At 70.4% G+C, this 18,885-nt stretch carries 21 protein-coding genes and 3 tRNA genes; 8 read left to right on the top strand and 16 right to left on the bottom strand.

The features are described 5' to 3' along the window. The first annotated feature begins 149 nt into the window (after positions 1–149). Positions 150–2,882: a sensor domain-containing protein gene (locus ACCP09_RS24110; protein ID WP_027933499.1), complete on the top strand. Its 2,733-nt coding sequence runs from the start codon at positions 150–152 to the stop codon at positions 2,880–2,882. On the opposite strand, the gene ACCP09_RS24105 is transcribed toward ACCP09_RS24110, so the two are convergent. After that, positions 2,840–3,871, bottom strand: coding sequence for a GlxA family transcriptional regulator (locus ACCP09_RS24105; RefSeq protein WP_323807244.1), 1,032 nt, complete (start codon positions 3,869–3,871; stop codon positions 2,840–2,842). The two genes, ACCP09_RS24110 and ACCP09_RS24105, sit on opposite strands and share 43 nt — an antisense overlap. A gap of 70 nt (positions 3,872–3,941) precedes the next feature. Between ACCP09_RS24105 and ACCP09_RS24100 the strand changes: the two genes are divergently transcribed. Continuing rightward, on the top strand, positions 3,942–4,709 hold the full coding sequence (locus ACCP09_RS24100; RefSeq protein ID WP_231960707.1) for an NAD(P)H-dependent oxidoreductase: 768 nt from the start codon (positions 3,942–3,944) through the stop codon (positions 4,707–4,709). On the opposite strand, the gene ACCP09_RS24095 is transcribed toward ACCP09_RS24100, so the two are convergent. The 4 genes from ACCP09_RS24095 to ACCP09_RS24080 form a co-directional block, all read right to left on the bottom strand. After that, entirely contained in the window at positions 4,653–5,795 is a 1,143-nt protein-coding gene (locus ACCP09_RS24095; RefSeq protein ID WP_433750423.1) for a Cmx/CmrA family chloramphenicol efflux MFS transporter, read from the bottom strand. The genes ACCP09_RS24100 and ACCP09_RS24095 overlap by 57 nt on opposite strands. 113 nt (positions 5,796–5,908) lie before the next feature. Continuing rightward, positions 5,909–6,847, bottom strand: coding sequence for a winged helix DNA-binding domain-containing protein (locus tag ACCP09_RS24090; protein ID WP_433750420.1), 939 nt, complete (start codon positions 6,845–6,847; stop codon positions 5,909–5,911). 9 nt (positions 6,848–6,856) lie between these two features. After that, positions 6,857–7,279 carry a DUF6194 family protein gene (locus ACCP09_RS24085; protein ID WP_433750417.1) on the bottom strand — a complete coding sequence of 141 codons (423 nt, stop codon included), beginning with the start codon at positions 7,277–7,279 and terminating at the stop codon, positions 6,857–6,859. A 602-nt stretch (positions 7,280–7,881) separates the two neighbouring features. Further along, the gene (locus ACCP09_RS24080) at positions 7,882–8,898 is read right to left on the bottom strand and encodes a cation diffusion facilitator family transporter (protein ID WP_433750414.1); all 1,017 of its coding nucleotides are present in this window, start codon (positions 8,896–8,898) and stop codon (positions 7,882–7,884) included. Between the two features lie 14 nt (positions 8,899–8,912). On the opposite strand from ACCP09_RS24080, the gene ACCP09_RS24075 reads away from it, so the two are divergent. Both ACCP09_RS24075 and ACCP09_RS24070 read left to right on the top strand, forming a co-directional pair. Next, entirely contained in the window at positions 8,913–9,278 is a 366-nt protein-coding gene (locus tag ACCP09_RS24075; RefSeq protein ID WP_037322807.1) for an ArsR/SmtB family transcription factor, read from the top strand. A 5-nt stretch (positions 9,279–9,283) separates the two neighbouring features. Continuing rightward, on the top strand, positions 9,284–10,078 hold the full coding sequence (locus tag ACCP09_RS24070) for a class I SAM-dependent methyltransferase (protein WP_433750410.1): 795 nt from the start codon (positions 9,284–9,286) through the stop codon (positions 10,076–10,078). Here the strand turns inward: ACCP09_RS24070 and ACCP09_RS24065 are convergent. Continuing rightward, positions 10,054–10,281, bottom strand: a complete 228-nt coding sequence (locus tag ACCP09_RS24065) for a hypothetical protein (RefSeq protein WP_433750407.1) — start codon at positions 10,279–10,281, stop codon at positions 10,054–10,056. The two genes, ACCP09_RS24070 and ACCP09_RS24065, sit on opposite strands and share 25 nt — an antisense overlap. A 372-nt stretch (positions 10,282–10,653) precedes the next feature. Here ACCP09_RS24065 and ACCP09_RS24060 point away from each other — a divergent pair, with 372 nt between their 5' ends. Then, positions 10,654–10,911 carry a hypothetical protein gene (locus tag ACCP09_RS24060; protein WP_433750404.1) on the top strand — a complete coding sequence of 86 codons (258 nt, stop codon included), beginning with the start codon at positions 10,654–10,656 and terminating at the stop codon, positions 10,909–10,911. A 4-nt stretch (positions 10,912–10,915) separates the two neighbouring features. Here ACCP09_RS24060 and ACCP09_RS24055 read toward each other — a convergent pair whose 3' ends face one another. The 7 genes from ACCP09_RS24055 to ACCP09_RS24025 all read right to left on the bottom strand — a co-directional run bounded on the left by ACCP09_RS24055 (position 10,916) and on the right by ACCP09_RS24025 (position 14,108). After that, a complete protein-coding gene (locus ACCP09_RS24055; RefSeq protein ID WP_433750401.1) occupies positions 10,916–11,815 on the bottom strand; it encodes a hypothetical protein in 900 nt (299 codons plus the stop codon). Positions 11,816–11,910: 95 nt separating this feature from the next. Further along, a complete protein-coding gene (locus ACCP09_RS24050) occupies positions 11,911–12,357 on the bottom strand; it encodes a DUF5959 family protein (protein WP_433750398.1) in 447 nt (148 codons plus the stop codon). A gap of 117 nt (positions 12,358–12,474) precedes the next feature. Beyond that, a tRNA-Phe gene (locus ACCP09_RS24045) sits at positions 12,475–12,548 on the bottom strand. Between the two features lie 30 nt (positions 12,549–12,578). Continuing rightward, a tRNA-Asp gene (locus tag ACCP09_RS24040) sits at positions 12,579–12,652 on the bottom strand. A gap of 18 nt (positions 12,653–12,670) precedes the next feature. Next, positions 12,671–12,743 (bottom strand) — tRNA-Glu (locus ACCP09_RS24035). Positions 12,744–12,937: 194 nt separating this feature from the next. Next, positions 12,938–13,678 carry an SCO6745 family protein gene (locus ACCP09_RS24030; protein WP_433750395.1) on the bottom strand — a complete coding sequence of 247 codons (741 nt, stop codon included), beginning with the start codon at positions 13,676–13,678 and terminating at the stop codon, positions 12,938–12,940. Positions 13,679–13,871: 193 nt separating this feature from the next. Further along, on the bottom strand, positions 13,872–14,108 hold the full coding sequence (locus tag ACCP09_RS24025; RefSeq protein ID WP_020418281.1) for a hypothetical protein: 237 nt from the start codon (positions 14,106–14,108) through the stop codon (positions 13,872–13,874). Between the two features lie 474 nt (positions 14,109–14,582). On the opposite strand from ACCP09_RS24025, the gene ACCP09_RS24020 reads away from it, so the two are divergent. Further along, entirely contained in the window at positions 14,583–15,014 is a 432-nt protein-coding gene (locus tag ACCP09_RS24020) for a hypothetical protein (protein ID WP_027933480.1), read from the top strand. A gap of 64 nt (positions 15,015–15,078) precedes the next feature. Here the strand turns inward: ACCP09_RS24020 and ACCP09_RS24015 are convergent, their stop codons facing one another. Continuing rightward, positions 15,079–15,282, bottom strand: coding sequence for a cold-shock protein (locus tag ACCP09_RS24015; protein WP_017985566.1), 204 nt, complete (start codon positions 15,280–15,282; stop codon positions 15,079–15,081). Positions 15,283–15,652: 370 nt separating this feature from the next. On the opposite strand from ACCP09_RS24015, the gene ACCP09_RS24010 reads away from it, so the two are divergent. Next, entirely contained in the window at positions 15,653–16,855 is a 1,203-nt protein-coding gene (locus tag ACCP09_RS24010; protein ID WP_433750391.1) for a L,D-transpeptidase, read from the top strand. A 52-nt stretch (positions 16,856–16,907) separates the two neighbouring features. Here the strand turns inward: ACCP09_RS24010 and ACCP09_RS24005 are convergent, their stop codons facing one another. Continuing rightward, positions 16,908–17,069, bottom strand: coding sequence for a hypothetical protein (locus ACCP09_RS24005; RefSeq protein WP_156131764.1), 162 nt, complete (start codon positions 17,067–17,069; stop codon positions 16,908–16,910). A gap of 198 nt (positions 17,070–17,267) precedes the next feature. On the opposite strand from ACCP09_RS24005, the gene ACCP09_RS24000 reads away from it, so the two are divergent. Then, positions 17,268–17,390, top strand: a complete 123-nt coding sequence (locus ACCP09_RS24000; RefSeq protein ID WP_267283907.1) for a hypothetical protein — start codon at positions 17,268–17,270, stop codon at positions 17,388–17,390. Positions 17,391–17,441: 51 nt separating this feature from the next. On the opposite strand, the gene ACCP09_RS23995 is transcribed toward ACCP09_RS24000, so the two are convergent. Beyond that, positions 17,442–18,803 (bottom strand): MFS transporter, encoded by a 1,362-nt coding sequence (locus tag ACCP09_RS23995; RefSeq protein WP_027933478.1) that lies wholly within the window; start codon positions 18,801–18,803, stop codon positions 17,442–17,444. Between the last annotated feature and the right edge of the window lie 82 nt (positions 18,804–18,885).

The following is an 18,885-nucleotide window of genomic DNA, read 5'->3' as shown; positions in this document are numbered from 1 at the left end:
GGAACGGACTCGTTCCAAGCCAACGTCGAGCAGCCGGAAGGGCATAACCGAGCGCAGTCCGCTGCCGGAGATTGGTGCGCAAGGACCACGGTGAAGCGGCCGAATGGTGTAATCGGACAGCAGAAGATGCTCGGCGGATCGGACGGAAGATGGAGCCAAACGCCAACCCCGGGGAAGGCGTGGCCGGCCTGTCCGTCGATCATGAACAAGTGATCGACCTGGCCCTGTCCGCCGATCGCGCCGTGATCTGGTCCTTCGGCTTCGCCGACGACGTCCTCACCTGGCGGCCCGGCCTCGACCGCCTGCTCGCGCTGCCCGGCGCGCCCGACGCGGAGATCCGCGCCAAGCTCGCCGAGCTGGTCGAGCCGCTGATGCTGGCCGCCCGCACCGCGCCGGTGTGGCACGACCTGGAGCTGGAGCAGCCCTACGAGACGCCGGCGGGCGACTCGCGGTGGATCCGGTTCCGCGCCCGCACGTTCGACGGCGGGCTCTTCGGCATCGCCACGGACGTCACGGACCGGCACGAGGACCGCCGCGAGCTGGCTGACCTCGCCGACCGCTACCGCCTGCTGGTCGAGCTGAGCCCGGACGGCATCGTCGTGCACCAGTACGGCGTGCTGACCTACGCCAACCCGGCCGCGGTCCGGTTCGTCGGGGCGGTCACCGCGTCCGAGCTGATCGGGCGCCCGATCACCGACTTCGTGGACCCGCCGTCGGTGCCGTCGATGCTGCGCCGGATCGCCGGGCTGAACGAGCCGGGCGCCACATCCGAGCCGGCGGAGGCGGTGCTGACCAGGCTGGACGGCGAACGGATCACCGTGGAGTCGGTGTCGGTGCGCACGACCTGGGAGGGCAAGCCGGCCTTCCAGGTGATCATGCGCGACGTCAGCGCGCAGAAGGCCGCCGAGGCCGCGCTGCGCTACCAGGCCGCGCTCGTGCAGCACGTCAGCGACGCGCTGATCGCGACCGACGCGCGGGGCCGCGTGACCAGCTGGAACCCGGCCGCCGAGAACATCTACGGCTGGCGCGCGGCCGACGCGCTGGGCCAGGAGGTCGGGCGGCTGGTCGGCGCGCCGCTCGACCCGGCCGACGTGCTCGCCCACGGCGGTGTCGCGCAGGCGACCCACCGCGCCGCGGACGGGTCCGCGCTGGCGGTGCGGGTGTCGGCGGCCGAGATGGACGACGGCTACGTGCTGGTGTGCGCGGACGAGACCGCCCGCCGCCGCGCGGAACGCCAGTTCAGCACGGTCGTCGCGGCCCTGGACGAGGGTGTGCTGGTGATCGGCCCGAACGGCCGGGTGATGTCGGCGAACCCCGCGGCCGAGCACATCCTCGGCGCGACCGAGGCGGAGCTGATCGGCGCGCCGCCGGACGCCTGGCCGCTCTACGACGAGGACGGGCGGCGGCTCGACCCGTCGGAGTACCCGTCCGCGCAGCTGCGCCGCGGCGGGGAGCCGCAGCAGGGCCGGGTGATGCGGGCCAAGCGCGCGGACGGCCGGATCGTGTGGCTGTCGGTGTCCTGCCGGGCGATGAACCCGGAGGACATGGCCTCCTCGGCGTTCGTGCTGTCGTTCAGCGACATCACCGAGCGCAAGGCGATCGGCGAGCGGCTCGCGCACGACGCCACGCACGACCCGCTGACCGGGCTGGCCAACCGCACGCTCGTGCTGCAGCGGCTCAACGCGGCCCTGCACGAGGAGGGTTACGGCACCACCGCGGTGCTGTTCATCGACCTGGACAAGTTCAAGGTCATCAACGACTCGCTGGGTCACACGATCGGCGACCGGGTGCTGCAGATCGCCGGCGAGCGGCTGCGGCACGCGGTGCGCGCCGGGGACGTGGTGGGTCGGCTCGGCGGGGACGAGTTCGTGGTGATCGCGTTCGGCGTGCACGACGAGTCCGGGGTGCGCGCGCTGACCAACCACATCCGGGACGCGATGACCACGCCGATCTCGGTTGACGGGCGCCGCCTGCACGTCGACGCGAGCATCGGGATCGTGCTGACCGGCCCCGGCGACCAGCGCGAGGCCGACGAGCTGCTGCGCGACGCGGACGTGGCGATGTACCACGCGAAGACGCTGGGCCGCGGCCGCTACGAGTTCTTCGACGTCGAGCTGCGGATGCGGATGCAGCGGCGCCTGCGGCTGGAGCAGGACCTGCGCGACGCGGTCCGGCACGGCCGCCTGTGGGCCGCCTACCAGCCGGTCGTCGACCTGCGCACAGACGAAATGGTCGCGGTCGAGGGCCTGCTGCGCTGGACGCACCCGGTGCACGGGCCGATCTCGCCCGCCGAGTTCATCCCGCTGGCCGAGGAGAGCGACCTGATCAACCTGCTCGGCTCGCACATGCTGCGGGAGACCACCCGGGAGGTGGCGGCCCGCCGGGCGGAGGGCGCGAAGGTCGGGCTCAAGATCAACCTGTCCACCCGCCAGCTCGACGACCCGGCGCTGGTCCTGGCCGTGGAGGAGGCGCTGGCGGTGACCGGGCTGCCCGCGGACGCGCTGTGCCTGGAGATCACCGAGAGCGCGCTGATGCGAGATTCCACGGTCACCAGCAAGACGCTGGCCGCGCTGCGTGAGCTCGGGGTGTGCCTGGCGATCGACGACTTCGGCACCGGGTACTCGTCGCTGGCGCAGTTGCAGCGGCTGACGCTGGACACGTTGAAGATCGACCGGTCCTTCATCACCGGGCTGGGCGAGTCCGGGGACGCCGAGGTGATCGTCACGAGCATCATCGCGATGGCCCACGCCGTGCACCTGACCGTCGTCGCGGAGGGCGTGGAGAACGCCAAGCAGCTGGAGATCCTCAAGCGGCTCGGCTGCGACCAGGCCCAGGGCTACTACCTGGGCCGGCCGCTCCCGGCCGCCGAGCTGTGGTCCTGATCCTCGGCGCGGCTGCCGCGGAAGGTGTAGCGGTAGCCGCTCGGTGACACGCCGAGCGCGGCCTGCAGGTGCTGGCGCAGCGAACCGGCACTGCCGAACCCGGCGTCCTCGGCGACCCGGTCGATCGGCAGGTCGGTCTCCTCCAGCAGCTGGCGGGCGCGCTCGACCCGCTGCTGCGTGAGCCACTGCCCCGGTGAGAGGCCGACCTCCTCGCGGAAGCGGCGGGTGAAGGTGCGCACGCTCATCGACTCGCGCGCGGCGAGCTGCCGCAGCGTCAGCGGACGGTGCAGGTTCTCCAGCGCCCACGCCCGCGCCGCGCCGGTCGAGGACACCGTCGGCTGTGGCACCGGCCGGGGGATGTACTGGGCCTGGCCGCCCTCGCGGTGCGGCGCGACGATCGTGCCGCGCGCGACCTCGTTGGCCACCGCGGCGCCGTGGTCGCGCCGGATCATGTGCAGGCACAGGTCGATGCCGGACGCGACGCCGGCCGAGGTCAGGACGTTGCCGGACTCGGTGTAGAGGACGTTCGGGTCAACCTGAACGCGCGGGTACAGGGTGCGCAGGTCGTCGGCGGACTGCCAGTGCGTCGTGGCGGGGCGGCCGTCGAGCAGCCCGGCCGCCGCGAGGACGAACGCGCCGCTGCAGATCGAGGCGATGCGGGTGCCCGGTTCGATCGCCGCGAAGGCGTCGGCGAGCGGGCCCTGCAGCGGGCCGCCGGGCTGCGGGCCGTAGTCCTCGTCGGAGGAGGACACGATGACCGTGTCGGCCTCGGCGAGGGCGTCCAGGCCGTGCTCGACGTTGACCGTGAAGTCGGCGTCGGTGCGCACCACGCCGGGGTGGAGGGTGCAGGTGAGCACCTCGTACAGCGGCCCGCCACCCGCCCTGGCCTGCCCGAACAGCCGGTGCACGATCCCGACCTCGATCGGCAGCAGACCGTCGCGGACCAGCACGGCCACCCGGTGCCTGCCGTCGTTCGCGAAAACCGTCATGGCCCGATCCTGACACATGCTGACCATCGGGCCACTCGTCGCGGGCGCGGTGACGGCGGAGCCTGGTGACATGAACGTGTTGTGGATCTTCGCCCACCCGGAGGGACGCTCGCTCAACGCCGCGCTGCGCGACGAAGGGCTGAAGGCGCTGGACGAGTTCGGCCACTCCTACCGGGTGTCGGACCTGTACGCGATGAAGTGGAACCCGGTGGTCGACTACGGGGACTTCGAGCACGACCCGGCCGAGCGGATGCTGGTCGCCTCGGCGTCGCAGGAGGCGTACGAGTCCGGCCGCCTGCCCGCCGACATCCGGGCGGAGCAGGAAAAACTCGACTGGGCGGACGCGATCGTGGTGCAGTTCCCGATGTGGTGGTACGGGCTGCCGGCGATCCTCAAGGGCTGGTTCGACCGGGTCTTCGTGAAGGGCCTCGGTTACGGGATCGCCGACGAGGACGGCACGGTCCTGCGGTACGGCGACGGCAAGCTCACCGGCAAGCGTGCGATGGTGGTGACGACGATCGGTGCGCGGCCGTCCAGCATCGGTCCGCGGGGTGTCCACGGTGAACTGAACGACCTGCTGTTCCCCTTGCACCACGGCACTTTCTGGTACACCGGCATCGCGCCGCTGCCGCCGTTCGCCGTGCTGAGCGCCGACCGCCTCGACGAGGCCGGGTTCGACGCGGCGGTCGCCGGACTGCGGGACCGGCTCCGCACCCTGGAGAGCGCGGAGCCGATCCCGTTCCGCCACCAGAACCGCGGCGACTACGACGAGGACCTGGTGCTACGCGCCGACCTCGCGCCTGGCCGGTCGGACCTGGCCGTACACCTGCGCGACTGACACGACCATGAGCAGCGCGCTGACCACGACCGGCGAGCGGAACCCGAGACCCGCGTCGAGCGCGAGCCCGCCCAGCGCGGGACCGAGCGTGTTGCCGACGTTGAACGCGGCCGTGGTGAAGCCGCCGGCCAGCGCGTTGCCCGGGGCCTGGTAGAACACGCGCGCGGTGAGCGCCGGCGCCAGCCCGAACGCCAGCATCCCTTGCAGGAACACGAGAACGAGCGTGACGACCGGGCTGGCCGCGCTCAGCGCGAGCGCGACCCAGCCGACGGTCAATGCTGCCGTGCCGGTCAGCAGGACCGTGCGCGGCCGCGCGTCGGCGACGCGGCCACCGAACACGATGCCGACGCACGCGCCGATGCCGAACAACACGAGCGTCGCGGGCACCCACGCCTCGGACAGCCCGGCCACCTCGGTGACCAGCGGCGCGAGGTAGGTGAACGTGCAGAAGGTCGCGCCCTGGACGAGGGCGTTCGTCGCGTAGGTCAGCAGCAACGGACGGCGCAGCAGCGGCCGGACGGCGGTCGCCTCGGTGTCCGGTTTGGACACCGGGATGGTGCGCACCACCGCGATCGTCGCCGCGACGGCGAGCGCGGCCACGGCCCAGAACGCGGAGCGCCAGCCCCACGCCTGGCCGAGCACGGCGCCACCGGGAACGCCCGCGACGCAGGCGAGCGTGACCCCGCCCATCACGACGGACATCGCGCGGCCCTTGGCGTCCGGCGCGACCAGCGCGACGGCGACCGTGGTGGCCAGCGCCCAGAACCCGGCGTTGGCCAGCGCCGCCACGATCCGCGTGACGAGCAGGACGGCGTAGCTGGAGGTGAGCGCGCCGAGCACGTGCGCGGCGGCGAACATGACGAGGAACGCGGTGACCGCCCGGCGTTGCGGCCAGCGGCGGGCGAGGATGGCGAGCAGCGGCGCGCCGACGATCATCCCGACCGCGAACGCCGAGGTCAGGTATCCCGCGGCGGCGATCGAGACGTCCAGGTCCGCGGCGATGTCCGGGACCAGGCCGGACAACATGAATTCCGAGGTGCTCTGGGCGAAGACGGCGAGCCCGAGCAGGTAGACGGCAAAGGGCATGACAAAGCTCCCGAGTCGGAGAAACAGGGGTCAGCGGGTGGTCCGCTCGCCTCTGTCCGACTCGGGGCTGTTCACGCCCGGCAGCATAGCCGGCGCCGGTCGCGGTGATCGACTCATTTTCCGTCGAACCGGCGCAGGTCCTCGATTTCCGCGGTCAGGTCCGGCAGGTCTTCGAAGGGCTGAACCTCGACGCGGCCGCCGGTGCGGGTCCAGGTGCCCGCGACGCGGCCGTCGACGAGGACAGCAGCCCTGACGATGCCGCCCCCGGGGTGCACGAGCCTGCGGTGTTCCGGGGCGACGGCGTGGTCCCGGGTGCGCCACCCGAGGAGGTACTCGTCGAAGGCCGGGATGAGGCGGACCGTGTCGCCCGCCTCTTCGCCGTCTACTGTGGACTCCCGCCAGTGGGGTTTCAGCCTGGTGACGGGGATTCCGGACCAGGCGGCGAGGTCCGCGGGCTCGGCTGGTTCGTGCGCGGCCCGGTAGCGGGCGACGAGCTGTCCGAGGGCGGTGTCGCCGGGATCGGTCGGCAGGGGTGCGCCCAGCCAGTCGCCGGCGTGGACGTAGGTGGGCTTGCCGCCGCGTTCCGGCCCGAGCACGACGAGCCCGCGCGCGGCGGCGAGCATCGCCAGGTGGACCGTCGCCTGCCCTTCGGTCCCGGTGCGCTCGCCGAGTTCGGTCTTGGTGAGCGGGCCGCGGCCGTCGAGGGCCTTGGCGGCTCGCGAGGCGTCGGGGTTGTCGACGCCGAGTTCCTTGAGCCGCCGGAGCGAGTTGACGGGATTCGGTTTCACCAGCGGGAACAGCCAGGGCAGGTCGTCGCGGGCGATCAGGTGCAGGGTGCCGCGCGGACCCCAGCAGCGGACGAGCGTGGCGTCCCGGCGGGCGTTGTCGAGCTCGGCGGCGGTCAGCCCGGGCACCCGGGCCCGCAGCGCCAGCGGGAAAGCCGTCGGTTCCTGGGCCTGCACGGCGAGGAGGTGGCGCACGGCGTCGACGAGCGTCGGTGTTTTCGACCGATCCAAGAGCTGGGCCGCCACCCGCCGGCGCCGTACGTCCATGGGGGCAGGCTACCGACGCCGGCGCTCCGCGTTGTCGAACTTGCGGACCGCGAACTCGTAGGCCTCGTCGAGGAGTTTCCGCGCCTGCGGCCAGGTTTCGTCGGGGTTGATTACGCAGACCCAGTGCTGGCCGCCGTAGAGCGGGTGCGGGAACAGGGCGTCCAGGGCGGTGACGTCGTAGTCCCCGTCCGGCACGACTTCCTTGAAGCGGTCACGGGTCAGCCCGATGTTGAGGCGGAAGACCCCGGGCCGGTCCAGGTTCGACGTGTTGTCGTACGGGTTGTCCGAGGTCACGATGGTCGCCCAGGGCATCTGACGCTGGGGCGGCAGGTCCCCGCGGGGGTCGTAGATGGCGAAGACGTCCCCGTTCGCCTCGACGATCCGGGAGCCTTGGAAGGTGGCCAGTTCTTGTCGAATGTGCTCGATGTCCACTGCGCCAAAGAAACACAATACAGATGATCAATGTGCGGAACAAGTGACGACCATCACATCAACTGGATGTCCGCCGCGAGCCTGCGCAGTTCTTCACCCGCCTCGAGGACCACCACGACCGACGCGCTCCAACCGCCCGCGACGGCGCCAGCCCATCCTGCCTACCGCAAACCCGCCCACCGCGAGGAAAACCACCGCGCCCCAGTGCCGCGCGCTTCAGAGACGCCCCGAGCCGCAGTGCCATTCGCCACCTGCAAATCGGCCCACCGCTGGAAACCACCGCCCACTACCGCGCCCCGCCAAGGCGCCCCGTCCGGCAGTGCCACCACCCAACCGCGAACCGCCCCACCCCAAGAACTCCACCGCATCCAACTACCGCGGCCCGCCAAGGCGCCCCGCACCGCAGTGCCACCACCCAACCGCGAACCGCCCCACCCCCAGAACCCACCGCATCCAACTACCGCGGCCCGCCAAGGCGCCCCGCACCGCAGTGCCACCACCCAGCCACGAACCGCCCACCCCGAGAACCCACCACATCCAGCCACCGCCCCCGTCAAAGCGCCGCCGCAGCGCCGACATCCGCCCCCACGGCGCTCGTCCCGCTACCGCGGCCCCACCAGCTCGTGCGCCCCCTCCGCACCCAGCGCCGGCTCCGTGTGCACCACCGCCGCCGTCAGCCGCGGCACCCGTTGCGTCAGCCGGTGCTCCACCTGGTGCGCGAGGTGGTGCGCCGCGGTGACGGTCAGCGCCGGGTCGACGGCCACCGCCAGCTCGGCGCGCAGGCTGTGCCCGATCCACCGCACCCGCACGTCCCGCGCCGCGCGCACCCCGTCGACGGACCGGGCAGCCTGCTCGACCAGGTCGACGGTCGCCGGATCGACCGCGTCCATCAGCCGCCGGAACACCTCCTTCGCGGCGTCGCGCAGCACCAGCAGGATCGCGACGGTGATCACGAGCCCGATGATCGGGTCGGCCATCGGGAACCCGAGCGCGACGCCGAGCGCGCCGAGCACCACCGCGAGCGAGGTGAACCCGTCCGTCCGCGCGTGCAACCCGTCCGCGACCAGCGCCGCGGAGCCGATCTGCCTGCCGACCGTGATGCGCCACCGCGCGACCAGTTCGTTGCCGAGGAACCCGATCACGCCTGCCGCGGCCACCACCCACAGCCCGGTGACCGGCCGCGGCTCGATCAGCCGCCGGACCGCCTCGTAACCGGCCAGCGCCGCCGAGCACGCGATGATCAGCACGACGACCACGCCGGCCAGGTCCTCGGCCCGGCCCAGCCCGTAGGTGAACCGGCGGGTGGCGGCGCGGCGGCCGAGCGCGAAGGCGATGCCGACCGGGACCGCGGTGAGCGCGTCGGCGAAGTTGTGGATGGTGTCGCCCAGCAGCGCGACCGAGCCGGTGAACAACACGACGACCAGCTGCGCGGCCGCGGTGACGAACAGCGCCAGGAACGACCAGACCAGGGTGCGCATCCCGCGCCTGCTGGTCTCCAGCGCGCTGTCGAACCGGTCGGCGCTGTCGTGGCTGTGCGGCGTGACGAGGTGCCGCAACCGCCGCGATGGGTGGCCGTGTCCGTGCCCGTGGCTGTGTCCGTGTCCGTGCGAAGTTCGCATGGCATCATGCAAGCATGCGCGCGCATGACGACACAACTGACCCGGCCCGGCTGCGGGTGGCGGCGGAGGTGCTGGGCCACCTGGCCGACCCGACGCGGCTGCACCTGCTGCGGTTGTTGTCGGTGGAGCAGGACGTGTCCAGCCTGGTCGCGCAGGTGGCGGCGTCCCGGTCGTCGGTGTCCCAGCACCTCGGCAGGCTGCGGCTGGCCGGCCTGGTGCGGGCGCGCCGGGACGGCCGCCGGATGCTCTACCGCATCACGAGCGACCACCTGGCCGATCTGGTCGCCGAGGCGCTCGGGTACGCCGACCACGCCGTGCTCGGGATCCCCCACCACGTGGTCGACGAGGCTCCCGCGGAACGGGTGAATCCGGCAGGATGACCGATATGTCCGAACGAAGACGCCGCGCGGTCTCGCTCGCACTCGCCGCGTGGCACCGCGGCCTCGCCACCATCGGCCTGACGCAGTCCGAGCGCCGCATCGCCGCCGATGCGCAGTCCTTCTGGTCCGACCGGTCCGACGTGGACTGGAAGGACAACTCGCACTGGGCGGACGCCCCGGTGTTCGGCGAGAAGGTGCCGTGGCAGGAGATCGGCAGGCGGCACCTGGACATGTTCCGCCGCGGCGCGCGGATGGCAGGTTTCGACCGCCCGTGGGACCGGGTCGTCGAGTGGGGCTGCGGCGGCGGCGCGAACGCGGTGCACTTCGCGCCGCACGCGACGGAGTTCGTCGGCGTCGACATCTCGACGGAAAGCCTGCTGGAGTGCGAAAAGCAGGTGAAGGCGGTGTGCGACACCCCGTTCCGCGGCGTCGCCGTCGACGTCCCGGCCCCGGAAGCGGCGCTGCGGGAGATCCCCGGGCCGTGCGACGTGTTCCTGTGCCTCTACGTCTTCGAGGTGTTGCCGACCCCCGAGTACGGCGAACGCATCCTGCGGCTCGCGCACCGCATGCTCGCCCCCGGCGGGCTGGCCTTGATCCAGATCAAATACGACGAGGGCCGGTGGCTGACCCGGCCGCGCCGCCGCTCGTACCGGACGGGCCCGTCGCAGATGACGACCTACGCGATCCCGGAGTTCTGGAAGCTGGCCGCCAGGGTGGGTTTCCGGCCGGAGGCGATCGAACTGGTGCCGGAGAACGAACTGGACGAGCGCTACGCCTACTTCTTCCTGACCAGGCCCTGATCGCGGCGTTCCAGCAGCAGGTCCGCGACCACCCACAGGAGGAAGGGGCTGAGCCACACCCCGATGCTCACGGCGCCGTAGGTCATCAGCTCCGCGCTCCCGCGGAAGGTCGTGTCCACCTGGGGCGTCAGGACGATCGTGGCGACGACGTTGACGACCCGGCTGAGCACGATCGACATCGCGAGCGCGAAGCTGCGCGCCATCCACCTGCGGTGATCGCCGAAACGGCGCCGACGGGCGGTGCGCCACCCGATGTACAGCCCGAGCAGGCCCGCCGGCAGTGCGCCCGCGAAGACGTAGATCCGCCCGGTGATGCGGTGCCCGCGTGGGTGTTTAGCCCGGAACGCGGGCCAGCTGGCATGGTGGCGTTCCTGACCTTCGCCCCCCGCCCGGTCCCGGCTGGAACCGCCGCCGGACAACGACCTCTACTACACGCTGCTCGTCGGGCATGTCCTCTTCGGCGCCGTCGCCCGCGGTCCGGATCGCGGACGCGGACGGCCTGGAGGCGCTGTCGATGCAGCGCATCGCCGCCGGAGCTCGACGACACGGACGACTTCCGGCTGCACCTGACCGCGGTGGTGCGCGGCGTCGCCCAGATCAGCCTCGGCATGCACAGCACGCACAAGACCGAGGACGGTTTTCCGCGCAGCGAAGCCGAACTGACGCAGGTTTTTGGCGAGCTGATCAACCCGGCGGACTACCCGGCGCTGGCCGCCGTGCAAGCTGCCGAGTCCGCCGAGGACCTCGGGGACGGCGAGGCACTGCCCGCCGCGCTCGCGTTCGGGGTGGACCGGTTCCTGGACGGCCTCGAAGCCTGGGTGGCGGCCCGCTGACCGGTCAGACGGTCGCGTCGGCGGGCACGCGCCCGGTGGGCCGCTCGGCGATGATCTCCATGTTGCCGGCGCCGTCGATCAGGAGGACGGTCGGCACCAGGTCACCGCTCGTGTCGGGCGAGGTGCGCACCCAGTCCTCGATCTCCGCCACCCAGCCGGAACTCGCGCCCGCCACGTAGATGTGGTCCGGGCTGACCAGCCCGACGACCAGCCGGTCCTCGTCGACGTGGTGGGCGACGTTGTCGTGGAACTGGCCGAGCACGATCGCCGAAGCCGCGCACAGGTTGTCGTCGCCGCGCTCAACCGTGACCAGGCGTCCCTTCTGCTCGTCGTCGTGCACCCCGAAGAGGAGGCCGCGCGCGAGGTTGCCGCACGCTTCGTCGAGCAGTTCCTGCCACTCGTTCCCGGTCATCGCCTCGAACCGGTTCTTGAGCAGGTGGGACATGCCGATCCGACCGGCGGGGGTGATCGTCGTCCTGGCGAAGCCGAGGTGCAGGCGGCTGTCGACGAGCGGGAGGGAGGCGTAGAGCTTCAGCGGGCCGTCGTAGGTGTGCAGGATGGGCAGCCACTCGCCGTCCCGTTCGGTCGGGACGAAGTTGTCCTCGGCCGCGCGGGCCGCTTCGATGGCCTTGCTCCAGTCGTCGCCCGCCGGCCGGTCGAAGTCGTGGGTGCGCTCGGCGTGGGGGAACGTGCCGGCCAGGAAGACGCGGTCCACGCGAGAGGGTTGCCAGGTGCTGTGGATGCGGGTGATCTCGCTCGCCTGGACGTCGCGTTGTTCGCGCACCTGGCGCCACGCCTGACGGACGGCGTCCTCGGCCCGCGCCGGGGCGGCCCCGTGGAGCAGGTCGTCATCCCTGCCGTTGACCTGGAAGACGACGAGGTTGAGATCCGCGGGCGAGTCCATAGCGGGCCCACCCTACGCGGCGCCGCTGACGCTCCGTAGTCGCGCGAATGGCCTCGAACACGGTGTCGCCGCTGTGCGGTACGGGAGAACTACGGTCAGCGCCATCGGTAGACACCGGGCGAGGACTCGACGACCTCGCTCGGCCACGCTTCCCGCACGGACCGAAGCCGCGCCCGGTGGTCGTTGACCCACCCACTGTTGACGGGCAGGTCGAGGGTCACGGAGACCCCCGAGACAGGCTCGTCGAGCACCGTCACCCGGACCAGGCGCCCTCGCTCCAGCACGGACAGCTGGACTTCGGGTGAGCGGCCACCGTCCAGCCACCGAACGCCGCCGCCGGCGGCCAGCGCGTCCAAGGCGTGCTCCCAGTCCTGGAGGTCCGCGGGCGTGAGCACGAGATCGAGCTTGCCGCTGACGAACTCCGTCGCCACGACGACCTCCGCGGCGAGGTGGTCGTGGAACTGCAGACTCCCCGCCCCGAAGCGACCGAGCACCCGCACCACGACACCGTTGAGTTCGTCCCCGAGGCGAACCAGCTCCACAGCACCCTCCAGCCAAGACCCGGCAATCGGCGGTCAACCAAGATCACCACCGGCCAGTGGTGCGACCATGAACACGAAAAAACCGCCCCGACGTGCATCGGAGCGGTTTTCGGAAGGTGGCCAGGGCCGGGGTCGAACCGGCGACCTTCCGCTTTTCAGGCGGACGCTCGTACCAACTGAGCTACCTGGCCGGAAACGCCGGCTGAAGCCAGACGCTACTGCGACCCTGACGGGACTCGAACCCGCGACCTTCGCCGTGACAGGGCGACGCGCTAACCAACTGCGCCACAGGGCCATATGCATTTGTCATGCGTACTCCCAACGGGATTCGAACCCGCGTTGCCGCCTTGAAAGGGCGGAGTCCTAGGCCGCTAGACGATGGGAGCCCGGCCGGTTCGGGTGACCGACCGACCGCGCTCTCAGGTCTCCCTGGGAGCGATTACAAGCATAGGGCACTCCACGAGCCCCCTTCCACCGGGTATCCCTTAACGGTAAAAACCGCCCCTGAGCTGCGGAAACACCGCGGCCGCGACCCCGGCGGCCCGGCTTCGGCAGCCGTCGACCGCGAACGTGTCCCCGGTCACTCTTCGCGACCGAGATCCGCCAGCGAGCACACCAAGGCATCCCGCTCCGCCGCGGACAGCACCTCCAGCAGCTCACCCATCCGCTCATCCGTCAGCGACTCCGCCCGCCGCCGGCGCGCTTCCAGGTCCGGGCGCCGCCGCGCGCGGGCGATCAGCTCGTCGGCCGCCTCCGGGGACCACGCTGTGCGCAACAGACGCGCGCGGCCGCCCTCCGGGTCCGCCACCACTGCCTCCGGCACCGTCAGCCCCACCGCCCGCAGCGCCGCGAAGTGCACCCCGCCGCGGTACTCGCGCAGCAACATCAACCCATGGCCGATCCGAGCGACCGGATCAGCCGGCCACGAGACCTGCTTCCAGCCCGCGAACAACGCCAGCCCGCTCGCGTCCGCAGCCGCCACCAAGCGGGGCAGCAACTCGCCGAGCGCCGACTCGCGCAGGTGCGCCTTCGACCACCGGTACAGCGCCTCGGTGTACGCCGAGACCGCCGCGTCCGAACCCAGAACCTCGGTCGCCGGCGGCAGCACGACGTCCACCACCCATCGCGGGAAGATCCCGAACAGCTCGGCGACCACGGACGGTGACGGGTCGCCGAGCACGGCGGACCGGCCGCGGAAGTACAACGCACGCTGTCCGAGCCCCACCTCGCGCTCGACCTCGGCCAGCTCCGGCGACGTCATGAACGCACCGCCGTACTTCTGCACCGCGGGACGGATCTCCCGCGCGATCTCCACCGGCACGACCGGCCCCTCTCGATCGGTAACGCCGTTATGTTACCGCGCAAAGAAACCGTGACGGCAATTTCACCGACAGCGAAGCAACTAGGTGGAAATTGTTTGCCCCGAGCAGAGGAACGCCGGTATCTTTCCGGACCTGGGGCCGGTCAGGGGTGCGACCAGGGGGTGCACCCCTGACCGGGAAGCACCGGGAACTTCACCGCTGGACCGGGTTCACGCCTTCCTCGTCCGGCACCAGTCCGAGCATGTCCAGCAACTGGGCGCAGTCCTGCGCGTCGATCGCGCCGGCGGCCACCGCCAACCTCGCACGTCGCACCTGGTCGTCCGACACGCGTGGCGCGTCGGCCTGCCCGGAACGCTGCGTGGGGACCCCGGCCGGATCGCCGCCTTCGTATCGAAGGAGGAACTGCCGAACTTCCACAGACCCGCTCATAGCTCCTCCCGAAAGGACTGTCACGCCAACAACTTCGCCGCGAGGCTAGCGAGCGGGACGTCGGGCACGCAGCCCCCCGCAGAGTGAACCTGTGAACACGCAACGTTCCCGTTCCGGGTCCTCGCAGATGAACCGCGGGCGACGACGCGATGACAGGTTGGGGCAATTTTTCCCGTCCAGCACTCGCGTCATCGGGCCGCATCATGTAACAATCGACTTGCTGACACACCCCCGGTCAGCGCCTGTGGAGATCCCCTCCGGCCCCCGCGTTCCTCCCCCTGGCGCGGGGGCCCCTCCATTTCCAGGGCACATTCCGCCCACGCATTTCCGGCCTGCGTGAATGACCCGCAGTCAGCCCGGTATTGCGACATGTGGGCGTACGACCCACCCGAACAGCCCAGCCGATCACGAAGAACCCGTGTGTCGTGCACCACAATGAGGGTCGCCCCGAGACCTAACCGTTATCGTGTCCGGGTGCCTCTTCCCTCTCTCGGACGCCGGAACACCCGGACCAACCTGAAGCCGGTCAACCCGGGCAAGCACCGGAACTCGGCGGACAAGGAATCGCAGGGCGCCGTCGAGGACCACGAGCTCACCAGCTACCTCGCCGCGCTCGCGCCGGAAACCGGCCCGGAAAGCACCGGGACCGGCAAGCGCTTCGGCGAGGCGCAGGTCTACCAGCTGCGCATGAACCTGGTCGCGAGCTCCCAGCTCAAGGACATCGCCGCCGAGCGCGGCACCTCGCCGCAGGCGCTGGCCCGCGAATGGGTGCTCGAGCGCCTCGCCTGGGAGGCGCAGGCCGCCTCGCAGGAGCGCCGCCAGTTCGCCGACCACACCGGCGTCGCCGACACCGACCAGCACCACTTCGACCAGAACTGGGACCGGCCGCGCGCCGGCCGCGTCTGACCGCAGAAAAAACCGTCCCCGGCGGAGGACCGCCGGGGACGGGACGTTCGTGGACAGGTGAGCGTCAGATGACGCGCACCTTCTGGGCCTGCGGCCCCTTCTGCCCCTGGCCGATCTCGAACTCCACGCGCTGGTTCTCTTCGAGGGTGCGGAACCCGCGGCCCTCGATCTCCGAGTAGTGCACGAAGACGTCGCCCTCGCCGCCGTCCTGGGCGATGAAGCCGAAGCCCTTCTCGGCGTTGAACCACTTCACAGTGCCTTGCGCCACCGCTGTTGCTCCTCGTCAATAACTCGGGCCGCCCGGATGGTTCCGACGGGATGAGCGACGAGCGCGTGCGGCTCCCGGCTCGCGTCGAAAGTTCCGCGAGTGTGTAGCCACGACCACGCAAAACAACGGCCTGCGCGGAAGCCTACCCGGATGTGGGCGATTTCGGACCCCATTCATTCTGTCACCGAGATGGCCTAGAGCGGTCACCCGGTCACTGTCGGACCCACTCGATAGGCTGATCAACTAGCGGCCAACCGTGGCGTTCCGGCATCGAGGGTCCCTCCACAGTGAGGCGAGTCACACTCCTCAGCGTCAACGATCACCTACGGACGCGCGTCTGTCTGGCGACAGGGGAGAAGGGGCTTCAGAGGTGACAGGACTCCACAAGCGGCGCAAGCCGCTGGCGCTGATCGGGCTCGGTCTGGCCGCGCTGCTGACGCTGAGCGCGTGCAGCGGCGGCGACTCGCCGGGCGCCACCGGGGCCGGGCAGAGCACGTCCGCCGACGCGCAGCAGACCTCGGCGGGGCCGGCCAAACTCGCCGTGCAGCCCGCGGACGGCGCCAAGGACGTGGCGCCCGCGGACTCCGCGCAGGTGACGGTCACGGACGGTGAGCTGCAGTCGGTGACGCTCACCAACCCGGAGGGCAAGCAGGTCGCGGGCCAGCTCGGCGCGGACAAGCGCAGCTGGACCATCACCGAACCGCTCGGCTACGGCAAGAAGTACACGTGGTCGGGCACCGCGCTGGGCAGCGACGGCAAGCAGGTCGCCATCGGCGGCTCGTTCACCACCGTCAGCCCGCGCAAGCAGCTGTCCGCCAGCCTGAACGTCGGCGACAACCAGACCTACGGCATCGCGATGCCGATCGCGCTGACCTTCAGCTCCAAGGTCACCGACAAGGCCGCCGTCGAGCGCTCGCTGACCGTCGAGACCACGCCGAAGACCGAGGGCTCGTGGGCCTGGGTCTCCGACACCAGCGTGCACTGGCGGCCGAAGGAGTACTGGCAACCGAACACGCAGGTCAAGGTCGCCGCGAACATCTACGGCGTGAAGATCGGCGACGGGACCTACGGCAAGCAGGACGTCACGGCCGCGTTCTCGATCGGCCGCTCGCAGATCGTCAAGGGCGACACCACCACCCACCGGATGCAGGTCATCCGCGACGGCGTGCAGATCGCCGACTACCCGGTGAGCTACGGGCTGGACTCCGACCCCGGCCGCGTCACGCACAGCGGCATCCACGTGGTGATGTCGAAGCACGCGACCTACTCGATGAGCAACCCACGCTACGACTACTACGACGTGAACGTGCCGTGGGCGGTGCGGATCTCCAACAACGGGGAGTTCATCCACGGCCTTGCGTCGTCCATGTGGGCGCAGGGCAAGCAGAACGTCTCGCACGGCTGCCTGAACCTGTCGCCGGCGCGGGCGAAGGAGTACTACGACGGCGCGCTGATCGGCGACCCGGTGGAGATCACCGGCAGCACCCAGACGCTGTCCGCGAAGGACGGCGACTACTCGGACTGGACCTACTCCTGGGCGGACTGGACGAAGCTGTCCGCCCTCGCGGGCTGATCCGTCGAGGCGTGAAGGCCACTCCCGCCACGGGGGTGGCCTTCACTGTTTTCTAGAGCGCGTGGCCGTCCAGTGCGGGCGGCGGCGCGGGCACCGTCGGAACCTCGTCCGGTTCCGGGAGATCGAGCAGGGGCGGCACCACGACCATCTGCTGCGTCATGTCGTCCAGCAGCCGCGCCGCTTCACCCACTCCGGGCCGACGTTGCTCGCCCATCCCGCAGCCGCCTCCTCTGGGATTCCGGTTCTGCCACGGTTCATTCTGCCGTGGGCGAGATCACCCCTCAATGGGGGTCTGTCGGAGAAATACTCACCAACTTCGCGGCGATGAGTAACAAGGGGAACATCCCCCGACCACACCCCTGTAACACGGCGCGGTGAACAGCCGCGCCCGAACACTCACGAGGAGGAAGCAATGGTGTTCGCTGCTCTGCTGGTGGAAGCCGGCTTGGCGGTTGCGGTGGCATCGGCCCTCACCACCTACGCACGGCGGCACTTCGCTCCTCGTGCCGACGCCCGCGCCGAGGTCACCGAGTGAGCAAGGGCCGGGCCCCATCGGGGACCCGGCCCTCTTCCGTCCGGTGCGGCGTCAGTTCGTGGCAGCCTTGGCCGCCGGCTGCGCGGTCACACCCTCTTCGTTGATGTGGTCCATCGGGACCCGCGCCGTCTCCGGGATCTTGAAGATCGGGAACAACGCGATCGCCGCGGCGATCATCAGGTAGAACGCCGGCCAGTCCTCGTTGCCGGTGCCGTGGATCAGAGCGGTCACGACCACACCGCAGGTACCACCGAAGATCGACGTCGAGACGTTGTAGCCGATCGCGAAGGCGCCGTAGCGCACGCGGGTCGGGAACATCGCCGGGAACGTCGACCCGATCACCGCCAGCATCAGCACCAGCAGCAGGGCCACGATCAAGAACCCGAGGAACAGCAGCACCGTGCTGCCGCTCTGCATGAGCTTGATCGACGGGTAGCTCAGCACGAGGAACCCGATCGCCGCGGTCATCAGCATCGGTTTTCGCCCGACCCGGTCGGAGAGCGCGCCGATCGGCGCGATCAACGCGATCTGGATCAGCTCCACGATGATGATGATCAACGTCGCCGTGTTGTCGCTGATCTTCAACGTGTCCGTGAAGTACGTCGGCATCGTCGTCAGCAACATGTAGTCGGCGATGTTGAGCAGCAGCACGATCCCGATCAGGTTCATGATCATGCGCCAGTTGCGGGACAGGGTCTCCTTCAGCGGCGCCTTCTCCGCCTTCTCGCCCGCGGCCTCCAGCCGCCGGAACTCCGGCGTGTCCTCGAGCTTGTTCCGCAGGTACAGACCGATGAGGCCGAGCGGGAGCGCAACCCAGAACGGGATCCGCCACGCCCAGCTGTCCACCTGGTCCGCGGTGAACGACAGCGTCACTGTCAGCACGACCAGGTTGCCCAGCACGTAGCCGGCCAGCGTGCCCATCTCCAGGAAGCTGCCCCAGAACCCGCGCTTGCGCGTCGGGGCGTACTCGGCGATGAACGTCGCCGCGCCGCCGTACTCGCCGCCGGTCGAGAAGCCCTGGATCAACCGGAGCAGCAGGACCAGGATCGGGGCGCCGATCCCGATCGCGTACTCGCCCGAGTACGTCGGCAGGCAGCCGACGAGGAACGTGCAGCCGGACATCAACAGGATCGTGATCGCCAGCACGCGCTGCCGCCCGATCTTGTCCCCCAGTGGGCCGAAGAACGCTCCGCCGAACGGCCTAACCACGAACCCGATCGCCACCAGCGCCAGCGATTTCAGAATCGCGTTCCCCTCGCCGGGAAAGAACACGGTGCCGATGCTGGCGGCAATCGCACCCGAGGTGAACACCCCGTAGTCGTACCACTCTGTTGCGTTACCCATTGCCGACGCGATGACGGCTCGTCTGACCGTCTTCTCGTCGACCTCGGGTGCCTGCGCTGTGTTCGTCATGTTCGCCCCGACCTCCTCAAACTGTTTCGTGCCAGCGCGGTCAAGGTTGCGACCTTAGTGCCATCGGGTAGTGATTTTCTCT

This window comes from Amycolatopsis sp. 3B14 (assembly GCF_050958625.1).
In the GTDB taxonomy this organism is placed as follows: Bacteria; Actinomycetota; Actinomycetes; order Mycobacteriales; family Pseudonocardiaceae; genus Amycolatopsis_E; species Amycolatopsis_E thermoflava.
This window is presented reverse-complemented; position numbering and strand designations above follow the sequence as displayed.